Origin of the sequence: Streptomyces sp. Tue6028 (genome assembly GCF_002300165.1) — a bacterium.
Taxonomy (GTDB): Bacteria; Actinomycetota; Actinomycetes; order Streptomycetales; family Streptomycetaceae; genus Streptomyces; species Streptomyces siamensis.
This window is the reverse complement of the sequence record NZ_MLCE01000039.1, coordinates 32,789-59,013: the sequence shown is the minus strand read 5'-3', so window position 1 is coordinate 59,013 and position 26,225 is coordinate 32,789. Positions and strand designations below refer to the sequence as shown.

17 protein-coding genes, 1 rRNA gene, 4 pseudogenes and 3 other annotated features are annotated in these 26,225 nt (G+C 71.2%); of the genes and pseudogenes, 12 read left to right on the top strand and 10 right to left on the bottom strand.

Annotated features, from left to right (window positions below; translation table 11 throughout):
• Window positions 1-2 precede the first annotated feature (2 nt).
• Window positions 3-971 (bottom strand): annotated as a pseudogene (locus BKI49_RS34540) (2-oxoacid:ferredoxin oxidoreductase subunit beta); the annotation flags it as partial.
• Between the two features lie 110 nt (window positions 972-1,081).
• Window positions 1,082-2,043, bottom strand: a sequence feature (23S ribosomal RNA rRNA prediction is too short).
• Window positions 2,044-2,169: 126 nt separating this feature from the next.
• Window positions 2,170-2,541: a sequence feature (23S ribosomal RNA rRNA prediction is too short), on the top strand.
• Window positions 2,542-2,551: 10 nt separating this feature from the next.
• Window positions 2,552-3,419, top strand: a sequence feature (23S ribosomal RNA rRNA prediction is too short).
• Between the two features lie 87 nt (window positions 3,420-3,506).
• Here BKI49_RS34540 and BKI49_RS34535 point away from each other — a divergent pair.
• Window positions 3,507-5,032, top strand: a 16S ribosomal RNA gene (locus BKI49_RS34535).
• 10 nt (window positions 5,033-5,042) lie between these two features.
• Here BKI49_RS34535 and BKI49_RS34530 read toward each other — a convergent pair.
• Window positions 5,043-6,674: a DNA polymerase III subunit gamma and tau gene (locus BKI49_RS34530; protein ID WP_373557633.1), complete on the bottom strand. Its 1,632-nt coding sequence runs from the start codon at window positions 6,672-6,674 to the stop codon at window positions 5,043-5,045.
• Window positions 6,675-6,782: 108 nt separating this feature from the next.
• Between BKI49_RS34530 and BKI49_RS34525 the strand changes: the two are divergent.
• The 4 genes and pseudogenes from BKI49_RS34525 to BKI49_RS34510 form a co-directional block, all read left to right on the top strand.
• A pseudogene (locus BKI49_RS34525) lies at window positions 6,783-7,565 on the top strand (universal stress protein); the annotation flags it as partial.
• A gap of 305 nt (window positions 7,566-7,870) precedes the next feature.
• Window positions 7,871-8,470 (top strand): CGNR zinc finger domain-containing protein, encoded by a 600-nt coding sequence (locus BKI49_RS34520; RefSeq protein ID WP_095938255.1) that lies wholly within the window; start codon window positions 7,871-7,873, stop codon window positions 8,468-8,470.
• A 178-nt stretch (window positions 8,471-8,648) separates the two neighbouring features.
• Window positions 8,649-10,697, top strand: a pseudogene (locus BKI49_RS34515) (ATP-binding protein); the annotation flags it as partial.
• A 157-nt stretch (window positions 10,698-10,854) separates the two neighbouring features.
• Complete coding sequence (locus BKI49_RS34510; RefSeq protein WP_095938254.1) at window positions 10,855-12,249, top strand: S1 family peptidase; 1,395 nt, start codon at window positions 10,855-10,857, stop codon at window positions 12,247-12,249.
• 58 nt (window positions 12,250-12,307) lie between these two features.
• On the opposite strand, the gene BKI49_RS34505 is transcribed toward BKI49_RS34510, so the two are convergent.
• The 3 genes from BKI49_RS34505 to yczR all read right to left on the bottom strand — a co-directional run bounded on the left by BKI49_RS34505 (window position 12,308) and on the right by yczR (window position 14,852).
• Complete coding sequence (locus tag BKI49_RS34505) at window positions 12,308-12,496, bottom strand: hypothetical protein (protein ID WP_095938253.1); 189 nt, start codon at window positions 12,494-12,496, stop codon at window positions 12,308-12,310.
• Between the two features lie 71 nt (window positions 12,497-12,567).
• Window positions 12,568-13,263, bottom strand: a complete 696-nt coding sequence (locus BKI49_RS34500) for a L,D-transpeptidase family protein (RefSeq protein ID WP_028804192.1) — start codon at window positions 13,261-13,263, stop codon at window positions 12,568-12,570.
• A 209-nt stretch (window positions 13,264-13,472) separates the two neighbouring features.
• The gene (yczR, locus tag BKI49_RS34495; RefSeq protein WP_095938252.1) at window positions 13,473-14,852 is read right to left on the bottom strand and encodes an aminotransferase-like domain-containing protein; all 1,380 of its coding nucleotides are present in this window, start codon (window positions 14,850-14,852) and stop codon (window positions 13,473-13,475) included.
• A 61-nt stretch (window positions 14,853-14,913) separates the two neighbouring features.
• Here yczR and BKI49_RS34490 point away from each other — a divergent pair, with 61 nt between their 5' ends.
• Complete coding sequence (locus BKI49_RS34490) at window positions 14,914-16,323, top strand: pyridoxal phosphate-dependent decarboxylase family protein (protein WP_095938251.1); 1,410 nt, start codon at window positions 14,914-14,916, stop codon at window positions 16,321-16,323.
• A 14-nt stretch (window positions 16,324-16,337) separates the two neighbouring features.
• Here BKI49_RS34490 and BKI49_RS34485 read toward each other — a convergent pair whose 3' ends face one another.
• The gene (locus tag BKI49_RS34485; RefSeq protein ID WP_095938250.1) at window positions 16,338-17,138 is read right to left on the bottom strand and encodes an SDR family NAD(P)-dependent oxidoreductase; all 801 of its coding nucleotides are present in this window, start codon (window positions 17,136-17,138) and stop codon (window positions 16,338-16,340) included.
• Window positions 17,139-17,188: 50 nt separating this feature from the next.
• Here BKI49_RS34485 and BKI49_RS34480 point away from each other — a divergent pair, with 50 nt between their 5' ends.
• Window positions 17,189-17,728, top strand: coding sequence for a hypothetical protein (locus tag BKI49_RS34480; protein WP_095938249.1), 540 nt, complete (start codon window positions 17,189-17,191; stop codon window positions 17,726-17,728).
• 43 nt (window positions 17,729-17,771) lie between these two features.
• Here the strand turns inward: BKI49_RS34480 and BKI49_RS34475 are convergent, their stop codons facing one another.
• The 3 genes from BKI49_RS34475 to BKI49_RS34465 form a co-directional block, all read right to left on the bottom strand.
• Window positions 17,772-18,698 carry an SDR family oxidoreductase gene (locus BKI49_RS34475; protein ID WP_095938248.1) on the bottom strand — a complete coding sequence of 309 codons (927 nt, stop codon included), beginning with the start codon at window positions 18,696-18,698 and terminating at the stop codon, window positions 17,772-17,774.
• Between the two features lie 165 nt (window positions 18,699-18,863).
• A complete protein-coding gene (locus BKI49_RS34470) occupies window positions 18,864-19,493 on the bottom strand; it encodes an MBL fold metallo-hydrolase (RefSeq protein WP_095938247.1) in 630 nt (209 codons plus the stop codon).
• On the bottom strand, window positions 19,493-20,578 hold the full coding sequence (locus tag BKI49_RS34465; RefSeq protein ID WP_095938246.1) for an S-(hydroxymethyl)mycothiol dehydrogenase: 1,086 nt from the start codon (window positions 20,576-20,578) through the stop codon (window positions 19,493-19,495). The genes BKI49_RS34470 and BKI49_RS34465 overlap by 1 nt, the downstream gene beginning before the upstream one ends.
• 236 nt (window positions 20,579-20,814) lie before the next feature.
• Here BKI49_RS34465 and BKI49_RS34460 point away from each other — a divergent pair.
• The 3 genes and pseudogenes from BKI49_RS34460 to BKI49_RS34455 form a co-directional block, all read left to right on the top strand.
• Window positions 20,815-22,155, top strand: a pseudogene (locus BKI49_RS34460) (MBL fold metallo-hydrolase); the annotation flags it as partial.
• 3 nt (window positions 22,156-22,158) lie between these two features.
• Window positions 22,159-22,500 (top strand): rhodanese-like domain-containing protein, encoded by a 342-nt coding sequence (locus BKI49_RS36115; protein WP_257005073.1) that lies wholly within the window; start codon window positions 22,159-22,161, stop codon window positions 22,498-22,500.
• Window positions 22,497-23,243 (top strand): sulfite exporter TauE/SafE family protein, encoded by a 747-nt coding sequence (locus BKI49_RS34455; RefSeq protein WP_095938244.1) that lies wholly within the window; start codon window positions 22,497-22,499, stop codon window positions 23,241-23,243. The genes BKI49_RS36115 and BKI49_RS34455 overlap by 4 nt, the downstream gene beginning before the upstream one ends.
• 186 nt (window positions 23,244-23,429) lie before the next feature.
• Here BKI49_RS34455 and BKI49_RS34450 read toward each other — a convergent pair whose 3' ends face one another.
• Window positions 23,430-23,717: a metal-sensitive transcriptional regulator gene (locus BKI49_RS34450; protein WP_095938243.1), complete on the bottom strand. Its 288-nt coding sequence runs from the start codon at window positions 23,715-23,717 to the stop codon at window positions 23,430-23,432.
• An 83-nt stretch (window positions 23,718-23,800) separates the two neighbouring features.
• Between BKI49_RS34450 and BKI49_RS34445 the strand changes: the two genes are divergently transcribed.
• A complete protein-coding gene (locus tag BKI49_RS34445) occupies window positions 23,801-24,367 on the top strand; it encodes a rhodanese-like domain-containing protein (RefSeq protein ID WP_095938242.1) in 567 nt (188 codons plus the stop codon).
• Window positions 24,368-24,461: 94 nt separating this feature from the next.
• Window positions 24,462-26,216 carry an ABC transporter ATP-binding protein gene (locus BKI49_RS34440; RefSeq protein ID WP_095938241.1) on the top strand — a complete coding sequence of 585 codons (1,755 nt, stop codon included), beginning with the start codon at window positions 24,462-24,464 and terminating at the stop codon, window positions 26,214-26,216.
• The last annotated feature ends 9 nt before the right edge of the window (window positions 26,217-26,225 follow it).

The window sequence follows — 26,225 nt, the reverse complement described above, 5'->3', positions numbered from 1 at the left end:
AGCTAGGCGAGAAGTGTGGCGAGGTCGCCCTTGCCGTTCTGTTCGATGGCGGTGTCGAGTTGGTCGGCCATCTGGGTGTCGTAGACGGGGCGGTCGACGGCGCGCAGGACGCCGATGGGGGTGTGGTGCAGGGTGTGCGGGTCGGCGAGCCGGGAGAGGGCGAAGGCGGTGGTGGGGGAGGGGGAGTGGGCGTCGTGGACGAGGATGTCGGCTTCGTTGTCGGGGGTGACGGTGACGACGCTCAGGTCCCCGGTCTGCGGGTCGCGGATGACGCCGCGGGTGTGGTCGGCGCCGAAGCGGATGGGCTGGCCGTGTTCGAGGCGGATGACGGCTTCCTGGGCCTGCTGCTGGTCCTTGAGGGCGTCGAAGGCGCCGTCGTTGAAGATGTTGCAGTTCTGGTAGATCTCGACGAGGGCGGTGCCGGGGTGGGCGGCGGCCTGGCGCAGGACGTCGGTGAGGTGTTTGCGGTCGGAGTCGATGGTGCGGGCGACGAAGGAGGCTTCGGCTCCGAGGGCCAGGGACACCGGGTTGAAGGGGGCGTCGAGGGAGCCCATGGGGGTGGATTTGGTGATCTTGCCGACTTCGCTGGTGGGGCTGTACTGGCCTTTGGTGAGGCCGTAGATGCGGTTGTTGAAGAGCAGGATCTTGAGGTTGACGTTGCGGCGCAGGGCGTGGATGAGGTGGTTGCCGCCGATGGAGAGGGCGTCGCCGTCGCCGGTGACGACCCAGACGGACAGGTCGCGGCGGGAGGAGGCGAGTCCGGTGGCGATGGCGGGGGCGCGGCCGTGGATGGAGTGCATGCCGTACGTGTTCATGTAGTACGGGAAGCGGGAGGAGCAGCCGATGCCGGAGACGAAGACGATGTTCTCCTTGGCGAGGCCGAGTTCGGGCATGAAGCCCTGGACGGCGGCCAGGATCGCGTAGTCACCGCAGCCGGGGCACCAGCGCACTTCCTGATCGGACTTGAAGTCTAGCTAGCTAGACACCCTTACCCCGGGACAACCACCGCCCGGGATGGACTACCTTCCTGCGTCACCCCATCACTCACCTACTACAGGTCTGGTCCGTCGGCTCCACCACTCCCCTTTGCCCGAAGGCTCCGGGGCGGCTTCACGGACTTAGCATCGCCTGGTTCGATGTTTGACGCTTCACAGCGGGTACCGGAATATCAACCGGTTATCCATCGACTACGCCTGTCGGCCTCGCCTTAGGTCCCGACTTACCCTGGGCAGATCAGCTTGACCCAGGAACCCTTAGTCAATCGGCGCACACGTTTCTCACGTGTGTATCGCTACTCATGCCTGCATTCTCACTCGTGAACCGTCCACCACTGCCTTCCGGCGCGGCTTCACCCGGCACACGACGCTCCCCTACCCATCACAGCGGGCGTTGGCCCTCATGCTGCAATGACACGACTTCGGCGGTACGCTTGAGCCCCGCTACATTGTCGGCGCGGAATCACTAGACCAGTGAGCTATTACGCACTCTTTCAAGGGTGGCTGCTTCTAAGCCAACCTCCTGGTTGTCTGTGCGACTCCACATCCTTTCCCACTTAGCGTACGCTTAGGGGCCTTAGTCGATGCTCTGGGCTGTTTCCCTCTCGACCATGGAGCTTATCCCCCACAGTCTCACTGCCGCGCTCTCACTTACCGGCATTCGGAGTTTGGCTAAGGTCAGTAACCCGGTAGGGCCCATCGCCTATCCAGTGCTCTACCTCCGGCAAGAAACACACGACGCTGCACCTAAATGCATTTCGGGGAGAACCAGCTATCACGGAGTTTGATTGGCCTTTCACCCCTAACCACAGGTCATCCCCCAGGTTTTCAACCCTGGTGGGTTCGGTCCTCCACGACCTCTTACAGCCGCTTCAACCTGCCCATGGCTAGATCACTCCGCTTCGGGTCTTGAGCGCGCTACTGAATCGCCCTGTTCGGACTCGCTTTCGCTACGGCTTCCCCACACGGGTTAACCTCGCAACACACCGCAAACTCGCAGGCTCATTCTTCAAAAGGCACGCAGTCACGAGGCTAGCTAGCTAGCTGAGACCTGATGCCGAGCCGATTGTGGTGAAGTGGATGATCCTATGCTGTCGAGAAAAGCCTCTAGCGAGTTTCATGGCGGCCCGTACCCTAAACCGACTCAGGTGGTCAGGTAGAGAATACCGAGGCGTTCGGGTGAACTATGGTTAAGGAACTCGGCAAAATGCCCCCGTAACTTCGGGAGAAGGGGGGCCACGTCTGGTGATGAGTCTTGCACTCTGAGCTGGGTGTGGCCGCAGAGACCAGCGAGAAGCGACTGTTTACTAAAAACACAGGTCCGTGCGAAGCCGTAAGGCGATGTATACGGACTGACGCCTGCCCGGTGCTGGAACGTTAAGGGGACCGGTTAGTCACTCTTCGGGGTGGCGAAGCTGAGAACTTAAGCGCCAGTAAACGGCGGTGGTAACTATAACCATCCTAAGGTAGCGAAATTCCTTGTCGGGTAAGTTCCGACCTGCACGAATGGCGTAACGACTTCTCGACTGTCTCAACCATAGGCCCGGTGAAATTGCACTACGAGTAAAGATGCTCGTTTCGCGCAGCAGGACGGAAAGACCCCGGGACCTTTACTACAGTTTGATATTGGTGTTCGGTTCGGCTTGTGTAGGATAGGTGGGAGACTTTGAAGCGGCAGCGCCAGCTGTTGTGGAGTCGTCGTTGAAATACCACTCTGGTCGTGCTGGATGTCTAACCTGGGTCCGTGATCCGGATCAGGGACAGTGTCTGATGGGTAGTTTAACTGGGGCGGTTGCCTCCCAAAGAGTAACGGAGGCGCCCAAAGGTTCCCTCAGCCTGGTTGGCAATCAGGTGTTGAGTGTAAGTGCACAAGGGAGCTTGACTGTGAGACCGACGGGTCGAGCAGGGACGAAAGTCGGGACTAGTGATCCGGCGGTGGCTTGTGGAAGCGCCGTCGCTCAACGGATAAAAGGTACCCCGGGGATAACAGGCTGATCTTCCCCAAGAGTCCATATCGACGGGATGGTTTGGCACCTCGATGTCGGCTCGTCGCATCCTGGGGCTGGAGTCGGTCCCAAGGGTTGGGCTGTTCGCCCATTAAAGCGGTACGCGAGCTGGGTTTAGAACGTCGTGAGACAGTTCGGTCCCTATCCGCTGTGCGCGTAGGAGTCTTGAGAAGGGCTGTCCCTAGTACGAGAGGACCGGGACGGACGAACCTCTGGTGTGCCAGTTGTCCTGCCAAGGGCATGGCTGGTTGGCTACGTTCGGGAGGGATAACCGCTGAAAGCATCTAAGCGGGAAGCCTGCTTCGAGATGAGGACTCCCACCCACTTGATGGGGTAAGGCTCCCAGTAGACGACTGGGTTGATAGGCCAGATCTGGAAGCGCCGTAAGGCGTGGAGGTGACTGGTACTAATAGGCCGAGGGCTTGTCCTCAGTTGCTCGCGTCCACTGTGTTCTAGCTAGCTAGGGTTCCGCTCTCGTGGTGTTCGACCGGATTACCGGTAAACATTCACGGAGAGTTTGATCCTGGCTCAGGACGAACGCTGGCGGCGTGCTTAACACATGCAAGTCGAACGATGAAGCCCTTCGGGGTGGATTAGTGGCGAACGGGTGAGTAACACGTGGGCAATCTGCCCTTCACTCTGGGACAAGCCCTGGAAACGGGGTCTAATACCGGATAACACTGCGGACCGCATGGTCTGCGGTTGAAAGCTCCGGCGGTGAAGGATGAGCCCGCGGCCTATCAGCTTGTTGGTGAGGTAGTGGCTCACCAAGGCGACGACGGGTAGCCGGCCTGAGAGGGCGACCGGCCACACTGGGACTGAGACACGGCCCAGACTCCTACGGGAGGCAGCAGTGGGGAATATTGCACAATGGGCGAAAGCCTGATGCAGCGACGCCGCGTGAGGGATGACGGCCTTCGGGTTGTAAACCTCTTTCAGCAGGGAAGAAGCGAAAGTGACGGTACCTGCAGAAGAAGCGCCGGCTAACTACGTGCCAGCAGCCGCGGTAATACGTAGGGCGCAAGCGTTGTCCGGAATTATTGGGCGTAAAGAGCTCGTAGGCGGCTTGTCACGTCGGTTGTGAAAGCCCGGGGCTTAACCCCGGGTCTGCAGTCGATACGGGCAGGCTAGAGTGTGGTAGGGGAGATCGGAATTCCTGGTGTAGCGGTGAAATGCGCAGATATCAGGAGGAACACCGGTGGCGAAGGCGGATCTCTGGGCCATTACTGACGCTGAGGAGCGAAAGCGTGGGGAGCGAACAGGATTAGATACCCTGGTAGTCCACGCCGTAAACGGTGGGCACTAGGTGTTGGCGACATTCCACGTCGTCGGTGCCGCAGCTAACGCATTAAGTGCCCCGCCTGGGGAGTACGGCCGCAAGGCTAAAACTCAAAGGAATTGACGGGGGCCCGCACAAGCAGCGGAGCATGTGGCTTAATTCGACGCAACGCGAAGAACCTTACCAAGGCTTGACATACGCCGGAAAACCCTGGAGACAGGGTCCCCCTTGTGGTCGGTGTACAGGTGGTGCATGGCTGTCGTCAGCTCGTGTCGTGAGATGTTGGGTTAAGTCCCGCAACGAGCGCAACCCTTGTTCTGTGTTGCCAGCATGCCCTTCGGGGTGATGGGGACTCACAGGAGACTGCCGGGGTCAACTCGGAGGAAGGTGGGGACGACGTCAAGTCATCATGCCCCTTATGTCTTGGGCTGCACACGTGCTACAATGGCAGGTACAAAGAGCTGCGAAGCCGCGAGGCGGAGCGAATCTCAAAAAGCCTGTCTCAGTTCGGATTGGGGTCTGCAACTCGACCCCATGAAGTCGGAGTTGCTAGTAATCGCAGATCAGCATTGCTGCGGTGAATACGTTCCCGGGCCTTGTACACACCGCCCGTCACGTCACGAAAGTCGGTAACACCCGAAGCCGGTGGCCCAACCCCTTGTGGGAGGGAGCTGTCGAAGGTGGGACTGGCGATTGGGACGAAGTCGTAACAAGGTAGCCGTACCGGAAGGTGCGGCTGGATCACCTCCTTTCTAAGGAGCACTAGCTAGCTAGGGCCTGCGCGGGGGACTCGGCGGCGGCCGGAGCCGACGGCGGCTGAGGCTGTCCGCCGCCCGCGGGGGCCGCCGTCGGCCACCCGCCGGGGCGGCGGCCGCTGCCGGCGGCCGTGGCGGCGGGCCAGGCGCCGGGGGCACCGCCCGGGGGACCACTCTCGGCGGGCGCGGCGGCCGGGGGCTGCGACGGGGCGGCGGCGGGCGGGGCCGTCGGCGCGGCAGGAGGCGCGCTCGCCGCAGGAGCTGCGGGAGCAGCCGCGGGAGCCGCGGGCGCGACGGTCTCGGGGGCCGGTGCGGCGCCCTGCGGGGCACCGGCGGGTCCTGGCCCGCGGACCGCGGCACGGGCCGCAGCCGGACCGCCGCCCGGAGGAACCGCGGCCACGGGGGCGGCCGGTGCCGCCCCGTGCGCCTCGGGTCCTGGCACGTAGCCCATCGCGGGCGCGCCCGCACCGGCCGAGAGGCTCACACCGCGCTCGACGCGGTCCAGCCGGGCCATCACGGACCGCTCGTCCCCGTACGCGGCGGGCAGCAGGACGCGCGCGCAGATCAGTTCCAGCTGGAGGCGGGGCGAGGTGGCGCCGCGCATCTCCGTCAGTCCTTCGTTGACGAGGTCGGCGGCGCGGCTCAGCTCGGCGGCGCCGAAGACACCGGCCTGGGCCTGCATGCGCTCCACGACGTCGACCGGGGCGTCGACGAGCCCCTTCTCGGCGGCGTCCGGCACGGCCGCGAGGATCACCAGGTCGCGCAGCCGCTCCAGCAGGTCGGCGACGAACCGCCGCGGGTCGTTGCCCCCCTCGATGACACGGTCCACGACCTCGAAGGCCGCCGCGCCGTCACCCGAGGCGAACGCCTCGACCACGGAGTCGAGCAGCGACCCCTCCGTGTAACCGAGCAAGGAGGTCGCCATGGCGTACGTCACACCGGCGTCGCCCGCGCCCGCGAGCAGCTGGTCCATGACGGACATGGAGTCACGCACGGACCCCGCGCCGGCACGCACGACCAGCGGGAGCACCCCGTCCTCGACGGGAATACCCTCACGTCCGCAGACCTCACCGAGGTACTCGCGCAGGGTGCCCGGCGGCACCAGCCGGAACGGGTAGTGGTGGGTCCGCGACCTGATGGTCCCGATGACCTTCTCGGGCTCGGTGGTGGCGAAGATGAACTTGAGGTGCTCCGGCGGCTCCTCGACGACCTTCAGCAGCGCGTTGAAACCGGCCGACGTGACCATGTGGGCCTCGTCGATGATGTAGATCTTGTACCGGCTGCTCGCGGGTCCGAAGAAGGCCTTCTCCCGCAGGTCACGGGCGTCGTCCACACCACCGTGCGAGGCGGCGTCGATCTCGATGACGTCGATGGATCCCGGGCCGTTGCGTGCCAGGTCGCGGCAGGACTGGCACTCGCCGCACGGGGTCGGCGTGGGGCCCTGCTCGCAGTTGAGACAGCGGGCGAGGATGCGCGCGCTGGTCGTCTTGCCGCACCCGCGCGGACCGCTGAACAGGTACGCGTGGTTGACCCGGTTGTTCCGCAGCGCCTGCTGCAACGGGTCGGTGACATGCTCCTGCCCGATGACCTCGGCGAACGACTCCGGGCGATAGCGGCGGTACAGCGCGAGAGACGACACGCATACGAGGTTATAGGCGCCCACCGACAACGCGGACCGCTCCGAGCGCATCCCGGGACCACCGGCCGGGACACCCGCCCGGACCCCGCACCGGGCCTAGCTAGCTAGTACGCGCCCTGGGGGCAGCCCGACGTGCTGGTCGCCGGCCCGCCGGACCCCGCCGACGATCCGGTACTCGGCCAGGTGAGCGCCCACCTGGCCGACCGGCCCGGCCCGCCCGTCCCGGAGTACGTCGCCCTGGAGGGCGCCCCGGCCGCCGTGCTGCCCGAACTCGGCGCCGACGCACAGCTGTTGGTGCTCGGCTCGCGGGGCAGGGGCGGCTTCGCGAGCCTGCTGCTCGGCTCCACCTCCATGGCCGTCGCCGCCGACGCGGCATGCCCCGTCGTCGTGGTGCCGCGCCCCGGACGCGAGGTGCCCGACGCGCCCGCCGCCGAACCCGGGCCGCGTGTCGTCGTCGGCCTCCACGTCGACGGTCCGGACGAGGCCACCCTCGCCTTCGCGTTCGAGGAGGCCGGCCTGAGCGGGGCCCGCGTCCAGGTGATCGCCGCGTATCCCTGGCCGGTCCAGATCTGGTCCGCGCCCGGCGACTTCGTACCCGTCGCCCCCGACCAGGACGTCATCGAGGGCGAGACCCGCACACTGGCCGACGGCTTCGTCGCCCCGCACCGGAAACGGCACCCCGGCGTCCGAGTCGACCTGACCGTGGCGCCGGGCGACGCGGCCGGTCACCTCGTCGCCGCCTCCAAGGACGCGGACCTCGTCGTCGTGGGCCGGCATCGGCGCCGCCTGCTCGCACCCGCACGGATGATGGGCTCGGTCACCCGGGCCGTCCTGCTGCACGCCGCGAGCCCGGTGGCGGTGGTGCCGCCGAGCGGGGCCGACGAGAGCTGAGGCCGCGGCGACCGCCGTGGCGCGCCCGCGGCGGCGCCGAAACCACTGCGCGCCTGTGGCGACGGTGAAGACCCCGCGTTCCCGCGTTCCCGCGTTCCCGCGTTCCCGCGTTCCCGCGTTCCCGCGTTCCCGCGTTCCCGCGTTCCCGCGTTCCCGCGTTCCCGCGTTCCCGCGTTCCCGCGGTGCCGCGGTGCCGCCGAAGCCCCGCCGTCGGCGACCGGGCCGGGCACCCCGGTGACGGTGTCGCCGCCCGGCCGGGACGACCGCAGGTGCTAATGGAATCCGGCGGACCTATCATTAGCGCCATGGACGACTCGATCAGCGGCGACGCACGGCTCGCCCTCGACCTCGCCCTGACCGTGCGGCACGACGGGAACGGCGGAGTCGCGGACGACCTGACCGCACCCGCCGGGCTCACCGCCTGGGTCAGGGGCCACCCCGGCCTGCTGCCGGACACCCAGACGTACGTCGCCGACGACCGCGCGCTCAGCGCGGTGCGCGAGCTGCGCGCGGCGGTCCGAGCACTGTTCGCCCGCGCCGTACGCCCAGGCGAGCCCAGCCCCGCGGACGCCGCCCGTCTGCTGCCCGTACCCGAGGCGGTCGAGCGCCTCAACACGGCCGCCGCCCGCGTCCCCACCGTCCCCGTCCTGTCCTGGGCCGACGGCGCCGAGCCCGTCGTACGACAGGAGTCCCCGGAGGGCCGGACGGAGCTCACCGCGACACTCGCCCACGCCGCCCTCGCCTTCCTCGCGGGCCCCGAGCGGCAGCGGCTGCGCGCCTGCCACGCGCCGCGCTGCGTGCGGTACTTCATCAAGGAGCACCCGCGACAGGAATGGTGCAAACCGTCCTGCGGCAACCGGGCACGGGTCGCCCGCCACCACGCGCGACACCGCGCGAGCGCCTGAGGAACGCCCCCTCGGTGCCGGAACGGGCGCCGGGTCACCGGATGTTGTCCCGCGTTCGTGGTCAGTCCTGCTCCAACGACCCCATCGGAGAAGATCCGGGCGTACGCTGAGGTGCCTGAACGTCACGGTGCGCACCCGCTCCCCGCGCCGGCTGCATCACCGTGGCAGGGGGTGGATCATGACGCAGCGCGCCGTCCGCAGCCGTCGGACCATGTTCGAGCGCGAGAACGAACTCGCCGCCGTCGAAGAGGCGTTGAGCGAACTCACCGGCCTGCGCAGGGACGGGGGTGAGCCGCCGGACCGCCCGCGCGGCGCACTCCTGGCCTTCGCCGGACGGGCCGGGATCGGCAAGACGACCCTCCTCGCGGAAGTACGCCGCCGCGCCGCCGCCAAGGGATGCACGGTGCTGTCCGCGCGCGGCGGCGAACAGGAACAGCACGTCGCCTTCCACGTGGCCCGCCAGCTCCTCCAGCCCCAGCTCGCCGGAGCCGCCGAGTCCGAACTCCGCAGCTCGCTGGGGAGTTGGTACGCGATCGTCGGACCGGCGCTCGGCCTGTGCGCGCCCTCCGAGGGCGCCCCGCCCGACCAGCAGGGCCTGCGCGACGGACTCGACTGGGTGCTCACCCACCTCGCGGTGCAGCGCGCCCCGATGGTCCTCGTCCTCGACGACGCGCACTGGGCGGACGCCGAATCGCTGAGCTGGCTCGCCGCCTTCGCGCCCCGTGCCGAACAGCTCCCGCTGCTCCTCGTCGTCGGCTACCGCCCCGACGAACTCCCCGACCACGCCGAGGCGTTCAGGGGTCTGCCCGGCCGCGCCGGCCAGCGCCCCCTCGGCCTCGAACCGCTCAGCGCCGCGGCCGTCGCCCGCCTCGTGCGCGAGGACCTCGGCGCCCAGGCCGACGACGCCTTCTGCCGCGAGTGCTGGGCCGTCACCGCGGGCAACCCCTTCGAGGCGGTCGAACTGACCGCGAAGGTCCGCGACCGCGGACTGACCCCGACCGAGGACGGCGCACACCTGCTGCGCGACCTCGCCGCCGCCGTCAAGGGCAGCGGCCTCGTCGCCCGCCTCGAACGCCTCGGCACCTCCACCGTCCGCTTCGCCTGGGCCTGTGCCGTGCTCGGCACCGAGATCCACCCCACGCTCGCCGCCGCCGTCGCCGGACTCGGCCCCGAGGAAGCCGCCGACGCCGCGGACGCCCTGCGCGGCGCCCGCATCCTCACCGGCGCGCTGAACGCCGCGGGCACGCTCGAATTCGTCCACCCCCTCATCGCCACCGCCGTCTACCGAGCCATCCCCGGCGGTGTCCGCGTCGCCCTGCACGGCCAGGCCGCCTGGTGCATCGTCGACGAGGGACTCGGTCCGTCGGCCGCCGCCCGCCACCTCATGGAGACCCACCCCGACGGAGACACCTGGATCGTCCAGCAGCTGCGCGCCGCCGCCCGCGAGACCCAGCGCGCCGGCGCCCCCGACGCCGCCCGCCGCTACCTCGCCCGCGCCCTGCGCGAACCGCCGCCCTTCGAGGACCGGGCCGCCGTCCTGTACGAACTGGGCTGCGCCTCCCTGCTCACCGAGCCGGCGACCACCGTCAACCATCTGCGCGCCGCACTCGAAGAACCCATCGCCGACCCCGAGCTGCGCCACAACACCGTCTACCGCCTCTCCCAGGTCCTCGCCCACAGCGACCGTCTCGCCGAGGCCTCGGCGACCCTCGCCCACGAGATCCGCCAGACGGGTGACGCCCGGGTACGCCTGCGCATGCAGTCCGAGCAGTTCATGTGGGACGCGTTCCGCGCCGACGAACCCGACTCGCCCGCCCGCTCCCGCCGCCTGGCCCGCCTCGCCGACCGGCTCACCGGACGCGACCTCACCGAGCGGTACGTCATCGGCCTGCGTGCCTGGGACGCCACCCTGCGCGGCGAGCCCGCCCACGTCGCCCTCCACCACGCCGAACGCGCCCTGGCCGGCGGTTTCGGCTGGGCCGAGGCCGACCGCGGCTTCGAGGTGCCCGTCCTGGTCGCCATGACCTTCATGTACGCCGACCGCCCGGGCCGCACCGAGGAACTCTTCGCCACCGGGATCGCCGACTTCGAGGCCCAGGGCTGGCACGGCGCCCACCTCTCCTTCGGCTACACCCTGCTCGCCTACCTGCGCTACCGCCGGGGCCGCCTCGCCGAGGCCGAGGACTTCGTGCGGGCCGGCCTGCGCCTCGCCGAACGGGTCGGGCCCCTAGCTAGCTAGCGGTGAGGGCCGGCCGGGGCGGTGTCCCGCCCGGGGTGCGCGCCGTGGTGAACACGCGGGCGTGGCCGCACGTATGAGGGGAGGGCTCTCGACCGGGGCCCTCGGCGGCGAGGACGCCGTGCCGTTCGGCTTCGGGAGCCCATGGATGAGGCACGTACGACGACGGATCGTCCGACGGGGGGCGCGACTCGCGGCCGTCGGCGGGCTGCTCTGCGGAGGGCTGATGGTGACGCAAGCGATGGCGAGCGAACCCTCCGACACGTCGCGTGCCGCGGGAAGCCGGGCCCAGGCGGCCATGGACACGGGCACCGCGCTGGTGTCACGGCTCGGCACCTCGCGCACCGCGGGCAACTGGATCGGCTCCGACGGCCGGCCCGTCGTCGCGGTGACCGACCCGGGGGCCGCCGCCGAGGTCACGGAGGCGGGCGCCCGCGCGAAGCTCGTACGGCACAGCATGCAGGACCTCAAGTCGGCCACGCGGACGCTGAGTTCCGCGCCGCGGGTGGTGGGTACGGCGTGGGCCGTGGACTACACGACGAACGAGGTGGTGGTGCGGGCCGACAGCACGGTCTCCTCCTCCGACTGGTCACGTATGACGAAGGTGGCCGACGGGATCGGGGACGCCGTCAGCATGCAGCGCATCCAGGGCGCGTTCACCACCCGGATCAACGGCGCGCAGCCCATGTTCTCGACCGGCGGGCGCTGTTCGGCCGGCTTCAACGTGACCAACGGGCGCACCGAGTTCATCCTGACGGCGGGTCACTGCGGACCGGCCGGATCCGTCTGGTTCGCCGACAACTCGGGCCGGCAGCAGCTCGGACGCACCGTCACCACCGCGTTCCCCGGGAGCGACTTCTCGCTCGTGCAGTACGACGACGGACAACAGACCTCGGCGGGAGCCAATGTCGTCGCCATCGGCGGGGGCAACGGCGTGCGCATCACGGGTACCGCCGATCCGGCCGTCGGGCAAAGGGTGTTCCGCAGCGGCAGCACCAGCGGGCTGCACGACGGGAAGGTGACCGCGCTCAACGCGACGGTCAACTACCCCGAGGGCACGGTCACCGGGCTGGTCGAGACGACGGTGTGCGCCGAACCGGGCGACAGTGGCGGCCCGTTGTTCTCCGAGGGCATCGCGCTCGGTGTGACCTCGGGCGGCAACGGGGACTGCCGGACCGGCGGTACGACGTTCTTCCAGCCGGTCACCAAGGCGCTGACGGCGCTGGGGGTGCGGCTCGCGGGGCAGCCCCAGGCGTCGTCGGGCGCCCCTGCGGCTCCCTCGCCGGCGGGTTCGACGGCGGCCTCCGGCGCGCAGGGCGCGGCGGCCTCGCCGGGGTCGGCCGCACCGGGCGCCGTGGAGCCGGTGGGCGGTGCCGCCGAGAACGCCGAGACACTGGTGTCGCGTCTGACCGACCCCAGGAACGTCGGGCCGGGGCTGCTGGTCATCGCGGGCAGCCTCGTCGCGCTGGTGGCGACGCGGTTCATCCGCACGGAACAGGACCGCAAGGCCTATCGGCGGCAGTACGCGCAGAGTTGGGGATGAGGCCCGAGGCGGTGGCTCCCCGGTGACTTCGGGGAGCCCCGTGCCGGGACGCGAACCGTCAGGCCGCCCGGGTGGGCGACGGCGGGGCGGCTTCCGCCCATTCGAGGACGAGCCGCTGGTACTCCCGCCGCTCCTCCATGCTCAACGTCCCGCCCGCCCGGAACCAGAGGGCCCGGATCTCCTCGTTGACCTCGGCGGCGGAGCGCCGAGTGTCGGCATCAGGAGTGGTGGACATGGTGTGAAGCATACGGTCCTCGACGTGAAGACGTTGTGAGTAAAGGTACAGCGAACGACATTACGGACCGTGAAGCTCATCACTCACGTGCCGGGCTTGCGGCCGTACACGAACACGTCGTCGCCGTTCTTCAGCAGCGACCAGTACTTCTTGGCCGTGGTCGTGGTCATGTTGACGCAGCCGTGCGAGCCCGGCGGGTTCCACATGCTGAGGCCGACCGAGTGGAAGGCCTGCCCGCCGTCGAAGAACTGGCTGTACGGCATCGGCACGTTGTAGATGCTGGAGACGTGGTCGATGTCCCGCCAGTAGATCTTCTTCAGGCCGGTGCGGGTCTCGTACCCGTCGCGGCCGGTGCGCACCGGCACCGGCCCGTAGACCAGTCGGTCGCCGTCCTGGATCCAGCTGAGTTGGAGCGTCAGGTTCACACAGGCGATGCGCCCCTTGTTGACCGGGCACTTGCCGTCCTTGTTGGGGTTGCTCCCCACGGCCTTCTGCTTGTTCATGAGGTCCATCACGCCCCAGGTGACGGGCCCCGCGTAGCCGATGTTCGGGGTGATGCCGTGCTTGTTCTGGAAGGCCTGGATGGCCTTGCAGTCGGTGGTCGACTGCCGGCCGTCGACGGGCCGCCCGAGGAATTTCTCCACCTGCTTCTGGTACGGGCCGGTCTGCGTGGTGCAGCTCGCGGCCTGCGCGGGCGCGGCGCCCAGCGCGAGCGTCAGCGGCGCGACCAGTCCGGTGATCCCGAGCGCGACGGCGCCCCGTCTGCGTATGTCCCCCATGGCGGGCCTTCCCTTTCCTGTTCTGTCTCTTGTCGTCCGCCTGCTAGACCCTCGTCGGGGGGCGTACGTTGTGCGGCCGTCCGGACCGGGACCAAACGGTGACATTCCTCGTCGCCACTCCGGCCCGTCGGGGCCGGTGTGCACGTGCGGAACGTCACACGTCACACGTCACACTCACACGTCGCACGGAGCGGGAACGCGAATCCGCGTCACCGCGTCAGCAGCCGCACCGCCCGGGTGAGCACGTCCGGTGTCGCCGTGAAGGGCAGCCGCAGGTGGTGCGCCAGGGTGGCGCGGTCCGCGGCGAACTGCGGCCCGGGCGACACCGCCAGCCCTCGTCGCGCGGCCCGTGCCGCGAGCTCCGTGGCCAGGGTGTCGGGGCCGAGGTGCAGCCAGAGCGACAGCCCGCCGTCCGGCACCGTGCACGACCAGCCCGTCCCGGCAAGGAGTTCCGCGAGACGGTCGCGCTGGGTACGCAGGCGGGCGCGCCGGTCGGCGAGCACCGCGGCGAGGCCGTCGGTGTCGCCCAGCAGCTCGGTGGCGATCAGCTGCTCCAGGGGCGGCGGCGACAGCTGGGCCTGGAGCGGGTTGCGCACGAGTTCGGCGACGAGTGCCGCGCGCGCCCTGATCCAGCCGACCCGCAGTCCGCTCCACAGCACCTTGCTCGTCGAACCGATCTGGATCGCCGTCGCGCCGCCGAGGTGCGGCTCCGGGCGCGGCGGCGTCCGCAGATCCAGGTCGCGCATGGTCTCGTCGACGACGACCGTCAGGGCGTGCCGCTCGGCGAGGGCGGCGATCTCCCCGCGGGTGTGTGCGGCCATGTGCGCGCCGGTGGGGTTGTGAAAGTCAGGGATCAGGTAGGCGAGCCGGGGGCCGCGGTCGCGTACGGCCTGCGCCAGCCGCGCGACGTCCCAGCCGTGCGCGGCCGTGACCGGTACGGGCAGCAGCCGGGCGCGGCGCCGGCGGAGGATCGCGAGCGCCCCCGGGTACGTGGGGCTCTCCACCAGGACCGGGGACCTGCGGTCGGTGTGCAGGTGGTCGGTGAGCAGGGTCAGCGCGGCCTGGGCTCCGGAGGTGACGAGGATCTGCTCGGGGCGGGTGGCCAGTCCTGAGCGGGTGTACCGCTCGGCGTGGAGTTCGCGCAGTCGGGGCAGGCCCGCCGTCGCCACGCCCGAGTCGACGAGCAGGGCCGCGCTGCGCTCGACGGCGCGGCCCAGCGCGGCGAGGTAGGCGTCGTGGGGTGCCGCCGTGACGGCCAGCGTCAGATCGAGGTCGGCGTCGCCCGCGCCGCCCCGGTCCAGGGACCACGGAGTGGTCCGTTCGGTGAGGTGTGCGGGGAGCCGGACGACGCTGCCGCTGCCGTGCCGGGTGTGCAGCCAGCCGTCGTCCCGCAGCAGGGTGAGGGCGGCGACGACGGTGCCCCGGCTGACGTCCAGCGTGCGGGCCAGTTCCCGCTCGGACGGCAGACGGGTCCCTGCGGGCAGCCGGCCGTCGATCACCGCCTCGCGGACGGCCGCGGACAGCGACCGGGCGAGCGGGCCCCGCCTGTCGCGCCAGCTGCCGAGCGTCGCCGCGAACCCCGTGTCCATCGGTCCAGTTTTCCCCAAGTGGACCAGGACCCGCCGCTCGGGTCCTGCCTACGCTGCCGTCATGCACCGCACTCTCGCCGACGATCTCCAGCGGCTTCCCGATCTCCTCCAGTCCGCCCGCGACTTCGCCGCGCGGGAGGTGGGCGGGCTCGCCGAACGTCCTGTCGCCCGCCCCGGCGCGGCACCCGCACGTGCGCCGCTTCCCGAGGCGGGAGTGGGCGCCGAAGGGGCGCTGACCCGGTTCGCGGACCGCTGGTCCGCGGGCTTCTCCGGCTCCGCGGGCCCGCGTTACCTCGGCTTCGTGACCGGTGGCGCCACTCCCGCCGCGCTGGCCGGGGACTGGCTGACGGCCGCCTACGACCAGAACGTGTCGGGCGGCGGTGACTCGTCGGCGACCGCGCTGGAATGCGAGACGCTGAGCTGGCTGCGCGAGCTGTTCGGGCTGGGCGAGGACCACACCGGAGCCTTCGTGAGCGGGGCGACGGCCTCCAACACGGTCGGGCTGGCCATCGCGCGGGAATGGCTCGGCGAACGTCTCGGGGTGTCCGTCTCGCGCGAGGGCGTCGGCGCGCTCGGTCCGGTCGAGGTGCTGTCGGGCAGCCCGCACTCCAGCATCGGCAAGGCGCTCTCCGTGCTGGGCATCGGACGGGACCGGCTGCGGGCCGTGCCGGTGCTGCCGGGCAACCGCGAAGCCGTCGACGTCGACCGGCTCGCCGACGCCCTCGACGCGCTCGGCGGGCGCCCCGCCGTCGTGGTGGCGAACGCGGGGACCGTCAACACCGTCGACTTCGACGACCTGCGGGCGATCGCCGCGCTCAGGGAGCGGTACGACTTCTGGCTGCACGTGGACGCGGCGTTCGGCGGTTTCGCCGCCCTGTCGCCGTCGTACGCCTCCCTGGTCGACGGGCTCGACGCGGCCGACTCCGTCTGCGTCGACCTGCACAAGTGGCTGAACGTCCCCTACGACGCGGCCGTCCAGTTCACGCGCCGGCAGGACCTCCAGGTCCGGGTCTTCCACAACGCGTCGCCGTACCTCGGACCGCCCACCCCTGACCCGGACTTCCTGCACCTCACACCGGAGAACTCCCGTCGGCTGCGCGCCCTGCCCGCCTGGTTCTCGCTCACGGCGTACGGACGCGAGGGTCATCGCGAGATCGTCGAACGCAACGTCGCTCTCGCCGGGCGGCTGGGCGAGGGGATCGCCCGGATCCCCCAGCTGCGGCTCCTGGCTCCGGTCCGGCTCAACGTCGTCTGCTTCACGCCGGCCGACGACCCCTCCGAGGAGCGGGTCCGCGCGCTGGCGACGGCGGTCGCCGCCTCCGGCGAGGCCTTTGTGACTCCGACGTCGTACGGCGGAACGCCCGCGCTGCGCGCGGCGTTCAGCAACTGGCGCACCACCGCGGGCGACGTCGACCGGGTGCTCGCCGCCCTGCACCGCCACGCCGCGGACCTCGGGCCGCGGGGCGCCTGACGCCCGGGCCGGCCCTAGGGGGTGCCGTCGAGCAGCGTGAGGGCATGCCGGAAGCCGGTGTTGACCGCCAGCAGGCCTCCGTCCACGGGCAGCGTCGCACCGGTGATCCAGGCCGCGTCGCGGGAGGCGAGGAACGCGACGGCGGCGGCGATGTCCTCCGGCCTGCCGACCCGCTCCAGCGGATACAGCCGTGCCAGCGCGGCGAGGTGGTCCTCCCGGCCCTCCCAGGCCGTGGTGTGCACGGTGCCCGGTGCCACCAGGTTGACGCGGACGCCCCTCGACGCGGCATGCCCGGCGAGCGTGCGGGTCAGCGACATGAGGCCCGCCTTGGCGGCGCTGTAGGAGTGGTTGCCGAAGTCCTGGATGCCGTTGACGGAGCCGACGGTGACGATGGCGCCCCGGCCGGAGGCCACGAGGTGCGGGAGGGCCGCCCGGGAGCAGCGGTAGGCGCCGGACAGCGTGATGTCGAGGTCGCGGGCCCAGACGTCGTCCGTCTCGTCCTCGAAGAGCGGGGCGTCGGGGGTGCAGTGGTAGGCGTTGTTGACCAGGACGTCGAGCGAGCCGAAGGCGTCCACGGCGTGCGCGACGGCCGCCTCGACCGACGCCCGCTCCCCCACGTCGCAGCGGAACGCCTCGGCGTGACCGCCCGGTTCACGCAGTGCGGCAGCGGTCTTCTCCGCCTCGGCGACGTCCACGTCGGTGACGAGCACCCGGGCGCCCTCCTCGACGAAGCGGCGGGCGGTGGCGGCGCCGATGCCGCGCGCCGCGCCCGTGATCAGAACTCCGTGTCCCTCGAATCGCATCGTCGCAGTCATGGCAGGGAAGGTACTGCCATGATCGTCACGGCGACAGATACCGTGCGCGCATGGCCGCCTTCATACAACAACTCCCGGCGCTGATCGGTGTGGTGATCGGCGCCCTCGGTTCGTACCTGGCGATCGTCAGGGGGGACCGGGCCCGCTTCCGCCGCGAGCAGACGGCGCGGTGGGAGGAGCGGCGGCTCACCGTGTACGCGGACTACGCGCGCTGTCTGAAGAAGTCGGTCACGCTGACGTACCGGGTCGCGGCCCATCTCGGCAACGATCCGCATCCGCATCCGCTGTCGCCCGGCGAAGCGGCTCCTCTGCTCGCCGAGGCCGCGGAGGCCGGCGACCCGGCCGGTGAGGCCCTGCTGCTCCTGGGCATCCCGGAGGTGGTGGAGAAGGCCCGGGCATGGGCCGTCGTGGTGATGGAGATGGAGCGGTTCCTGAACGACGGGACACGTGATCCGGACGGCTGGCAGGCCCTGCTCGAACGGCAGCGCACCGTGCGCGAGGCGTACTACGTGGCGGTACGCGCCGACCTGGCTCTCACGACGGGCCGTCCGCCCGGATGGCAGGTCCCGCCGCTCCACGGGCGCCCCTGACCCCGCCGTCCGGACGGCTCGCCGCCGGGCGGGAGGACCTGGCTCACCGATAGCCCGTGGTGTCCGCCGGCTTGTCCGCGTCCTGGACCTCGACGAGGTAGCGCCACGCGTCGGGGCGGCTGCCGTCGCGGTCGGTGAAGCCGTACACCTGGGCCAGTTGCCCGCTGGAGAGCGACTCCCCGTTCCAGCGCGCCACGTCCGGGTCGGCGGCCAGGGCGGCGACCGCGCGGCCCACGTAGGACGGTGTCTCGGAGATGCCGAAGTGCGGGACGCGTTCCAGCGCGTCGCGCCAGGTGTCCTCGGTCACGCCGAAGGTGTCGAGCATGATCTCCGAGCGCAGCCACCCGGGCGTGAGCGCCACCGCGGTGGCACCGCGCGGCCCCAGCTCCTGCCCGAGGGCGAACGCCATGCGCAGCACGGAGGACTTGGCGAGGTCGTAGAAGAAGGACACCCGGTACCTGTCCCGGTTGTACTCGGCGGTGCCGTCGGTCATCTCGACGACGAGGCCGCCGGGACGGCGCAGCAGCAGGGGCATCGCGAAGTGACTGGTGACGGCGTGCGTCTCGACGGCCAGGCGCAGCAGCCGCAGGCCCTTGTCGAGGTCGTGCTCCCAGACCGGGGTGTCCCACTGGAAGAGGTGCTCGCCGCCCCAGATGTCGTTGACGAGGACGTCGAGGCGGCCCTGCTCGTCCGCGATGCGGGCTACCAGTGCCTGGACCTCGGAGGGCACGAGATGGTCGGTGGGGACGGCGATGCCCCGGCCGCCCGCCGCCGTCACCAGGTCCGCGGTGTCCTCCAGGGTCTCCGGGCGGTCGTACTCCGAGCGCCGTTCCCGGGTGCTGCGCCCGGTCACGTAGACGGTCGCGCCGGCCGCGCCCAGCTCCACCGCGATCCCCCGTCCCGCACCCCGGGTCGCCCCGGCGACCAGGGCGATCCTGCCTCGCAGCGTGTCCTGCAGCGGCTCCGACATGTCCGACCTCCGTACGCGTGGTTCCGGCGCCGCCTTTCGCGCCGGTGTTGCTCCGAGCGTCTCCCGGAAGCCGGACATCTTCTGTCTGGATTCGCCGGGACCTTCCGCCGGTCTCCGTGGGGAGGCGTCAGCGGCGGGCCACCGGCGTCGGTCCGGACACCGGCGTCAGTGGCCGCGCGCGATCCACTCCTTCAGGTGCGGGGCCTCCGCCCCGATCGTGGTGGAGTCGCCGTGTCCGGTACGCACCACGGTGTCGGCCGGGAGGCCCAGGAGCCGTTCGCGGATGGACTCGACGATGGTCGGGAAGTGGGAGTAGGAGCGGCCGGTGGCGCCCGGGCCTCCCTGGAAGAGGGTGTCGCCGGTGAAGACGGTGCCCAGGCCCGGGTCGTACAGGCAGACCGCGCCCGGAGCGTGGCCCGGGGTGTGCAGGACCGTCAGATCGGCGCCGGCCGCCTCGATCACCTGGCCGTCCTGGAGCCAGGCGTCGGGGAGGCGGTCGGGATGGGTCAGCTTCCACAGCGGCAGGTCGTCCGGGTGCAGCCAGATGGTGGCGCCGGTGCGGGCGGCCAGGGCGGGGGCGGCGTCGATGTGGTCGTTGTGGGCGTGGGTGCACACGATCGCGGTGAGCCGCCGGTCGCCGACGGCCTCGGCGATGGCGTCGGCGTCGTGGGCGGCGTCGATGACGACCGCCTCGTGGTCGTCGGCCACGATCCACACGTTGTTGTCGACGTCCCAGGTGCCGCCGTCGAGCGAGAAGGTGCCCGAGGTGACGAGGTGTTCGATGCGGGTGGTCATCACAGCACCACCACCGAGCGCAGCACGTCGCCGTGGTGCATCCGCTCGAAGGCCGCCTCCACCTCGTCCAGCGCGATCGTCTCGCTCACGAACGCGCCGAGGTCCAGGCGCCCCTGCAGGTGCAGGTCGATCAGCATGGGGAAGTCGCGTGAGGGCAGGCAGTCGCCGTACCAGGACGACTTGAGGGCTCCGCCGCGTCCGAAGACGTCGATCAGCGGCAGGTCCAGCTTCATGTCCGGGGTGGGCACTCCGACGAGGACGACGGTGCCCGCGAGGTCGCGGGCGTAGAAGGCCTGCTGGTACGTCTCCGGACGGCCGACGGCCTCGATGACGACGTCGGCGCCGAAGCCGCCGGTGAGCTCCCGGATCGCCTCGACGGGGTCGGTCTCGCGGGAGTTGACGGTGTGCGTGGCGCCGATCTCGCGGGCGGTCGTCAGCTTCCGGTCGTCGATGTCCACGGCGATGATCTTCGCGGCGCCCGCGAGGCGGGACCCGGCGATCGCCGCGTCGCCGACGCCTCCGCAGCCGATGACCGCGACACTGTCGCCGCGGCCGACGTTCCCGGTGTTGATGGCCGCGCCGATCCCGGCCATCACGCCGCAGCCGAGCAGGCCGGCGACCGCCGGGGACACCGCGGGGTCGACCTTGGTGCACTGCCCCGCGGCGACCAGGGTCTTCTCCGCGAAGGCGCCGATGCCCAGGGCGGGCGAGAGCTCGGTGCCGTCCGTGAGCGTCATCCGCTGCTTCGCGTTGTGCGTGTTGAAGCAGTACCAGGGCCTGCCGCGCAGACACGCCCGGCATTGCCCGCACACCGCACGCCAGTTGAGGATGACGAAGTCGCCGGGCGCGACGTCCGTGACCCCGTCCCCCACCGATTCCACGATCCCGGCCGCCTCGTGGCCGAGCAGGAACGGGAAGTCGTCGTTGATGCCGCCCTGCTTGTAGTGGAGATCGGTGTGGCACACCCCGCAGGCCTGGATCTTCACCACGGCCTCGCCGGGTCCCGGGTCCGGTACGACGACGGTCTCGACGCGCACCGGCTCGTTCTTGCCCGGTGCGATCACGCCCCGCACTTCCTGCGCCATGTGATTGAGCCCTTCCGTAGGTCGACGTTCCGTCAACCGACCCTACGGGGTGACCGACCGGTAGAAGGCCAGGTGACGCACGGCCGCCCCGCTCCGGGGTCGCGCCGGGCCCGGCCGCTGAGGCGAACCGCCCCGGGGCCCGAGAGGGGCCAGATACCCCCGGGGGTACTTCTGCTACCGTGAATATACCCCCGGGGGTACTCACCCTGCGGGTTCACGAGGAAAGGAGTGCTGCCGTGTTCTTCGTCGACACCATCGAGGTGCCGGGCCTGGGCAACCGCGGCTATCTGGCGGGCGGCCCGCGGGGCGCCGTGGCGGTCGATCCGCCCAGGGACGTCGACCGGCTGATCGCGGCGGCCGCCCGACGGGACGTGCGGATCACCCACGTCGTGGAGACACACCTGCACAACGACTACGTGACCGGGGGGCTGGAACTGGCCCGGCTGACCGGCGCCGCCTATCTGGTGCCGGCCGGCGCACGGGTCGCCTTCGAGCGGGTCGCGGTGGCCGACGGGGACCGGTTCGACGTCGACGCCGGTCTGGTCCTGCGCGCCCTGGCCACCCCCGGTCACACCCCGCACCACACGTCGTACGTACTGGAGGAGGGGGGCCACGCGGTGGCGGCGTTCACCGGCGGCTCCCTGCTCATCGGCACGGTCGGGCGCCCCGACCTGGTCGAGCCACGGCTGACCGGGGAGCTGGCACGGGCCCAGCACGCCTCCGCGCACCGGCTCGCCGCCGAGCTGCCCGACGACACCGCGGTGCTGCCCACCCACGGCTTCGGCAGCTTCTGCTCCGCCGGTGACGCCACCGGCGAGGGCACGACCATCGGGCAGGAGCGTGCCGCCAACGAGGCGCTGGTCAAGGACGTCGACACCTTCGTGGCCGACCTGCTCGCCGGACTCGACGACGTGCCCGCGTACTACGCGCACATGGCTCCGGCCAACGCCGCGGGGCCCGCGCCGGTCGACCTCACCCCGCCCGCGCCCGCGGACGCCGAGGAGATCGCGGCGCGCCTCGCCGCCGGCGAGTGGGTCGTGGACCTGCGCAACCGCGTCGCGTTCGCGGCGGGGCACGTCGCCGGGTCCGTCAACTTCGAGGCCGACGGGCAGCTCGCGACCTACCTGGCCTGGCTGCTCCCGTGGGGCAAGCCGGTCACACTGCTCGCCGAGTCACCGGAGCGGATCGCCGAGGCCCAGCGGGAACTCGTCCGCGTGGGCGTCGACCGCCCCGCCGCCGCGGCCGTCGGCGCGCCCGCCGACTGGCTGCGCGACGGGGAGGAACCACGCTCCTTCCCGCGCGCCCGGTTCGCCGATCTGGCGGGGGCGTACGGCAGCGGGATCGTGGTCCTGGACGTGCGGCGGGCGTCCGAACGGACCCTGGGCCACATCGCCGGATCGGTGCACGTCCCCGTCCACGAGATACGCGACCGGCTCGGCGAGATACCCCGCGGCACCGTCTGGGTGCACTGCGCCGGAGGCATGCGGGCCGCCATAGCCGCGTCCGTCCTCGACGCCGCCGGCCGTGACGTGGTCGCCGTGGACGACTCCTTCGCCGCCGCGGGCCCGGCCGGTCTGCCCATGGCACGGATCACGCCGGCGGAGGCCGGCGAGCGCACCGGCCCGGGGGCCGAGGCCGTCCTGCTGGACGTGCGCGAACCGGACGAGTGGACGCAGGGGCACGCACCGGGCTCGGTGAGCTTCCCGCTGTCCGCGCTCACCGCCGGGGGCGACCTGCCCGTGGCCGCGCGGCACCGCCCCCTCGTCGTGGTGTGCCGCTCGGGGGTGCGGTCCCGTGACGCCGTCGCGCTGCTCACGGCCCGTGGCCTCGACGCGGTCGACGTCGTCGGAGGCATGCGCGCCTGGACGCGGGAAGGTCTGCCCTCGGTCCGGGAGCACGGGAACGGCGGCCCGACGGCGTGAGCGTTCTGATCCTCGCCCTGGCCGCCGGTGGCGTGATCGGGCTGGCGCTCGGGGCGCTCGGCGGCGGAGGCAGTGTCCTCGCCGTCCCCGCCCTGATCTATCTGCTGGGCTTCACGCCCTCCGCGGCCACCACCGCGAGCCTGGTCATCGTCACGGTGACGTCGGTGACCGCGCTCGCCGCCCACGCCCGGCAGGGCACGGTCCACTGGCGGGCCGGCGCGCTGTTCGCGGCGGCGGGGCTGCTGCCCGCCGCCGCGGGCGGAGCCGTCGCCGGACGGCTGCCGTCCTGGCTGCTGACGGCCGCCTTCGGGGTGGTCGCCGCGCTGGCGGCGGTGCGGATGCTGCGCCCGTCGTCGGACGCACCGGACACACCGGCCCCGCGGCGCGGCCGGATCGCCGGGGCGGGCGCCGGTCTCGGAGCGGTGACCGGCGTCCTGGGCGTGGGCGGCGGCTTCCTCGCCGTACCGGCCCTGGTCGGCGTGGTGGGTCTGCGGATGCGGGCCGCCGTCGGTACGAGCCTGCTGGTGATCACCGTGAACTCGGTGGCGGCACTGCTGGCCCGCGCCGGCACGGCGGAACGGCTCGACTGGGCGGTCGTCGCCCCCTTCGCCGGTGCGGCGGTCCTCGGCGCGTGGGACGGCAGACGGCTGGCGGCGAAGATCCCGGGCGCCGCGCTGCGCCGGATCTTCGCCTGGGTCCTGCTGGCGGTGGCCGCGTTCATGCTGATCGACGCCGTCGTATGACCGGGGCCCGTCACGGGACGACCGGTTCGGCGGGCCTCCGTGCCGCCGGCGTCGCCACGGACCTCCGTACCACTGGTGTCGCCGCGGACCTCCGTACGACGGGCGTCACCCCGGACCGCCGTACCACCGGCGTCGCCGCGGCGCCCGCGGGTGACGGCGGGGCCGCACGCCGGGCGGCGGAGCGCCTCACGCCAGTGAGAGGAAGAGCTTCTCCAGCCGGGCACGCATCGCGTCCCTGTCCTCGCCGTTCCTCGCGCCGTCCTCGACATCGGTCAGGCATTGCTGGAGACCGGTGGCGATGATCGCGAATCCGGCCCGGTCGAGAGCACGGGAGGCCGCGGCGAGCTGGGTGACCACGTCCTCGCAGTCGCGCCCGTCCTCGATCATCTTGATCACACCGGAGATCTGTCCCTGCGCACGACGCAGTCGGTTCAGCACCGACTTCAGCTCGGCACCCGCGAGATCCAAGTCCACGACAACACTCCTCCACCGATACCCCTAGGGGTATCGTACTCCGCCCTCCGGGGCACCCTCGAAGAGCAAGGATGACACCCGACATGACGACTCCCTCGACCCTCGACGCCGACCAGGCCCGTACCCGCCTGTCCGAGCTCACCGTCCTCGACGTCCGCACGCCCGGCGAGTACGCCTCCGGGCATCTGCCCGGCGCCCTGAACGTCCCCCTCGACCAGCTGCACCGCGCCCTGCCCGCCCTCAAGGAGATCACGTCCGGCCTGCTGGTCGTCTGCGCCTCCGGCGCGCGCTCCGACAGCGCCCGCAGGACGCTCGCCGAACACGGTGTGACGGCCGCGACCCTCACCGGCGGGACCAGCGCCTGGACCGCCCGCGGTCACGAACTGGACCGTCCCGCGACCGGGTCCCGCACCACCTGGTCCATGGAGCGCCAGGTCCGCTTCACCGCGGGCAGCGTGGTCCTGGCCGGGCTGGGCCTCGGACTGCTGCACCCCGCCTGGCAGTTGCTCTCCGCGGGCATCGCCGGCGGCCTGGTCTTCTCCGCCCTGACCAACACCTGCGGCATGGCGGCCGTGCTGGCCAGGCTGCCGCACAACCGGCCCCGGCCCGCCGATCTCGAAGCGACTCTCGCCGCGCTGGCGGCACGCTGACTGCGGTCTCCCGCAAGGGAGTTGACCCGCTCCCGGTCCCGGCGGACCCGGACGTAGCCTGAGTGCTCCGCACCGACTCACGCCAAGGAGCGCCGTGAGCCTCACCGACGCCCAGCCCGACGTGCCCGCGTGGCGCCTGCTGCTCGGCTACGTACGACCCCATCGATGGGCCCTGCTGGCCGGCGCGCTGCTGGCGCTCGCGACCGGCGCCACCGGGCTGGTGCTGCCGCTGGTGGCGCGGGGCCTCATCGACGACCTGTCGCACGACCGGCCCATCGGGCGGGCGCTGCTCGGGATGGCGGCGCTGGTGGTCACCAACGCGGCGGTGGGGGCGACGGGTTCGTACGTCCTGCGGCGCACCGCGGAGTCGGTGGTGCTGGGCGCGCGGCGCACCCTGTCCTCGTATCTGCTGCGGCTGCGCATACCTGCCGTGGACCGCAGCGAGCCGGGCGATCTGATGTCCCGCATCACCTCCGACACGACCCTGCTGCGCGAGGTGACGACCGACTCCCTGGTCGGCATCGGCACGGGCGGGCTCACTCTCGTCGCGACGGTGGTCATGATGGGCCTCGTCGACGTGGTGCTGCTCGGGGTCACCCTCGCCGTGATCCTGTGCGCGGGCACGGTGCTCGGGGTGATCGTGCCGCGCATCAACCGGGCCAGCAAGCAGGCCCAGGACGCCGTCGGGCTGATGGGCGCCGCGCTGGAGCGGACTCTCGGCGCGCTGCGCACCGTGAAGGCGTCCGGTGCCGAGCACCGCGAGGAGGCGGCCGTCCACGCGGCGGCCGAGGAGTCGTGGCGGCAGAGCGTCCGGGCCGCCAAGTGGTCGGCCGCCGCGGGCAACACGGCCGGGCTGGCGATGCAGATCGCCTTCATCACGGTGCTGGCGGTGGGCGGGGCCCGCGTCGCGACGGGAGCCGTGGACGTGGGCACCCTGGTGGCGTTCCTGCTGTACGTGTTCTATCTGATGTCGCCGATCCAGCAGGTGGTCGGCGCCGTCACCCAGTACCAGACCGGTGCCGCCGCGCTCGCCCGGATCCAGGAGGCGATGCGGCTGCCCGCCGAACCCGTGGCGTTGCCCGCGCCGCTGCCCTCCCCCGGCGCCGAGCCCGCGTCGCTCGCCTTCGACGACGTCCGCTTCCGGTACGCCGACGACCTTCCGTACGTCCATCACGGTGTGACGTTCGCCGTCCCGGCGCGCGGCATGACCGCGTTCGTGGGGCCGTCCGGAGCGGGGAAGACGACTGTGTTCTCGCTGATCGAGCGGTTCTACGACCCCGAGGCCGGGGTCATCACCGTGGACGGCCGGGAGCTGGACCGATGGGACCTGCCGCGGCTGCGATCCGCGATCGGCTACGTGGAGCAGGACGCCCCGGTGCTCTCGGGCTCGCTGCGCGACAACCTGCTGCTCGGCAATCCGCGGGCCGACGAGACCGACGTCGTCCGCGTGCTCAAGACGACACGTCTCGACGGGCTGGTCGCCCGGCTGCCCCGCGGTCTGGACACGCTGGTCGGCCACCGCGGCACCAAGCTGTCCGGCGGCGAGCGCCAGCGGGTCGCCATCGCCCGCGCGCTGCTGCGCCGTCCGCGGCTGCTGCTCCTCGACGAGGCCACGTCCCAGCTCGACGCCGTCAACGAGGCGGCGCTGCGCGACACGGTCTCCGACGTGGCCCGGACGACGACGGTCCTCGTGGTCGCGCACCGGCTGTCCACCGTCACGATGGCCGACCGCATCGTCGTGATGGACGCGGGCCGCGTCCGCGCCGTGGGAACGCATCGCGAACTGGTGGCCGCGGACCCGCTGTACGCCGAACTCGCCGCCACGCAGTTCCTCGCCACCGCCGGGTGAGGCGGCGGA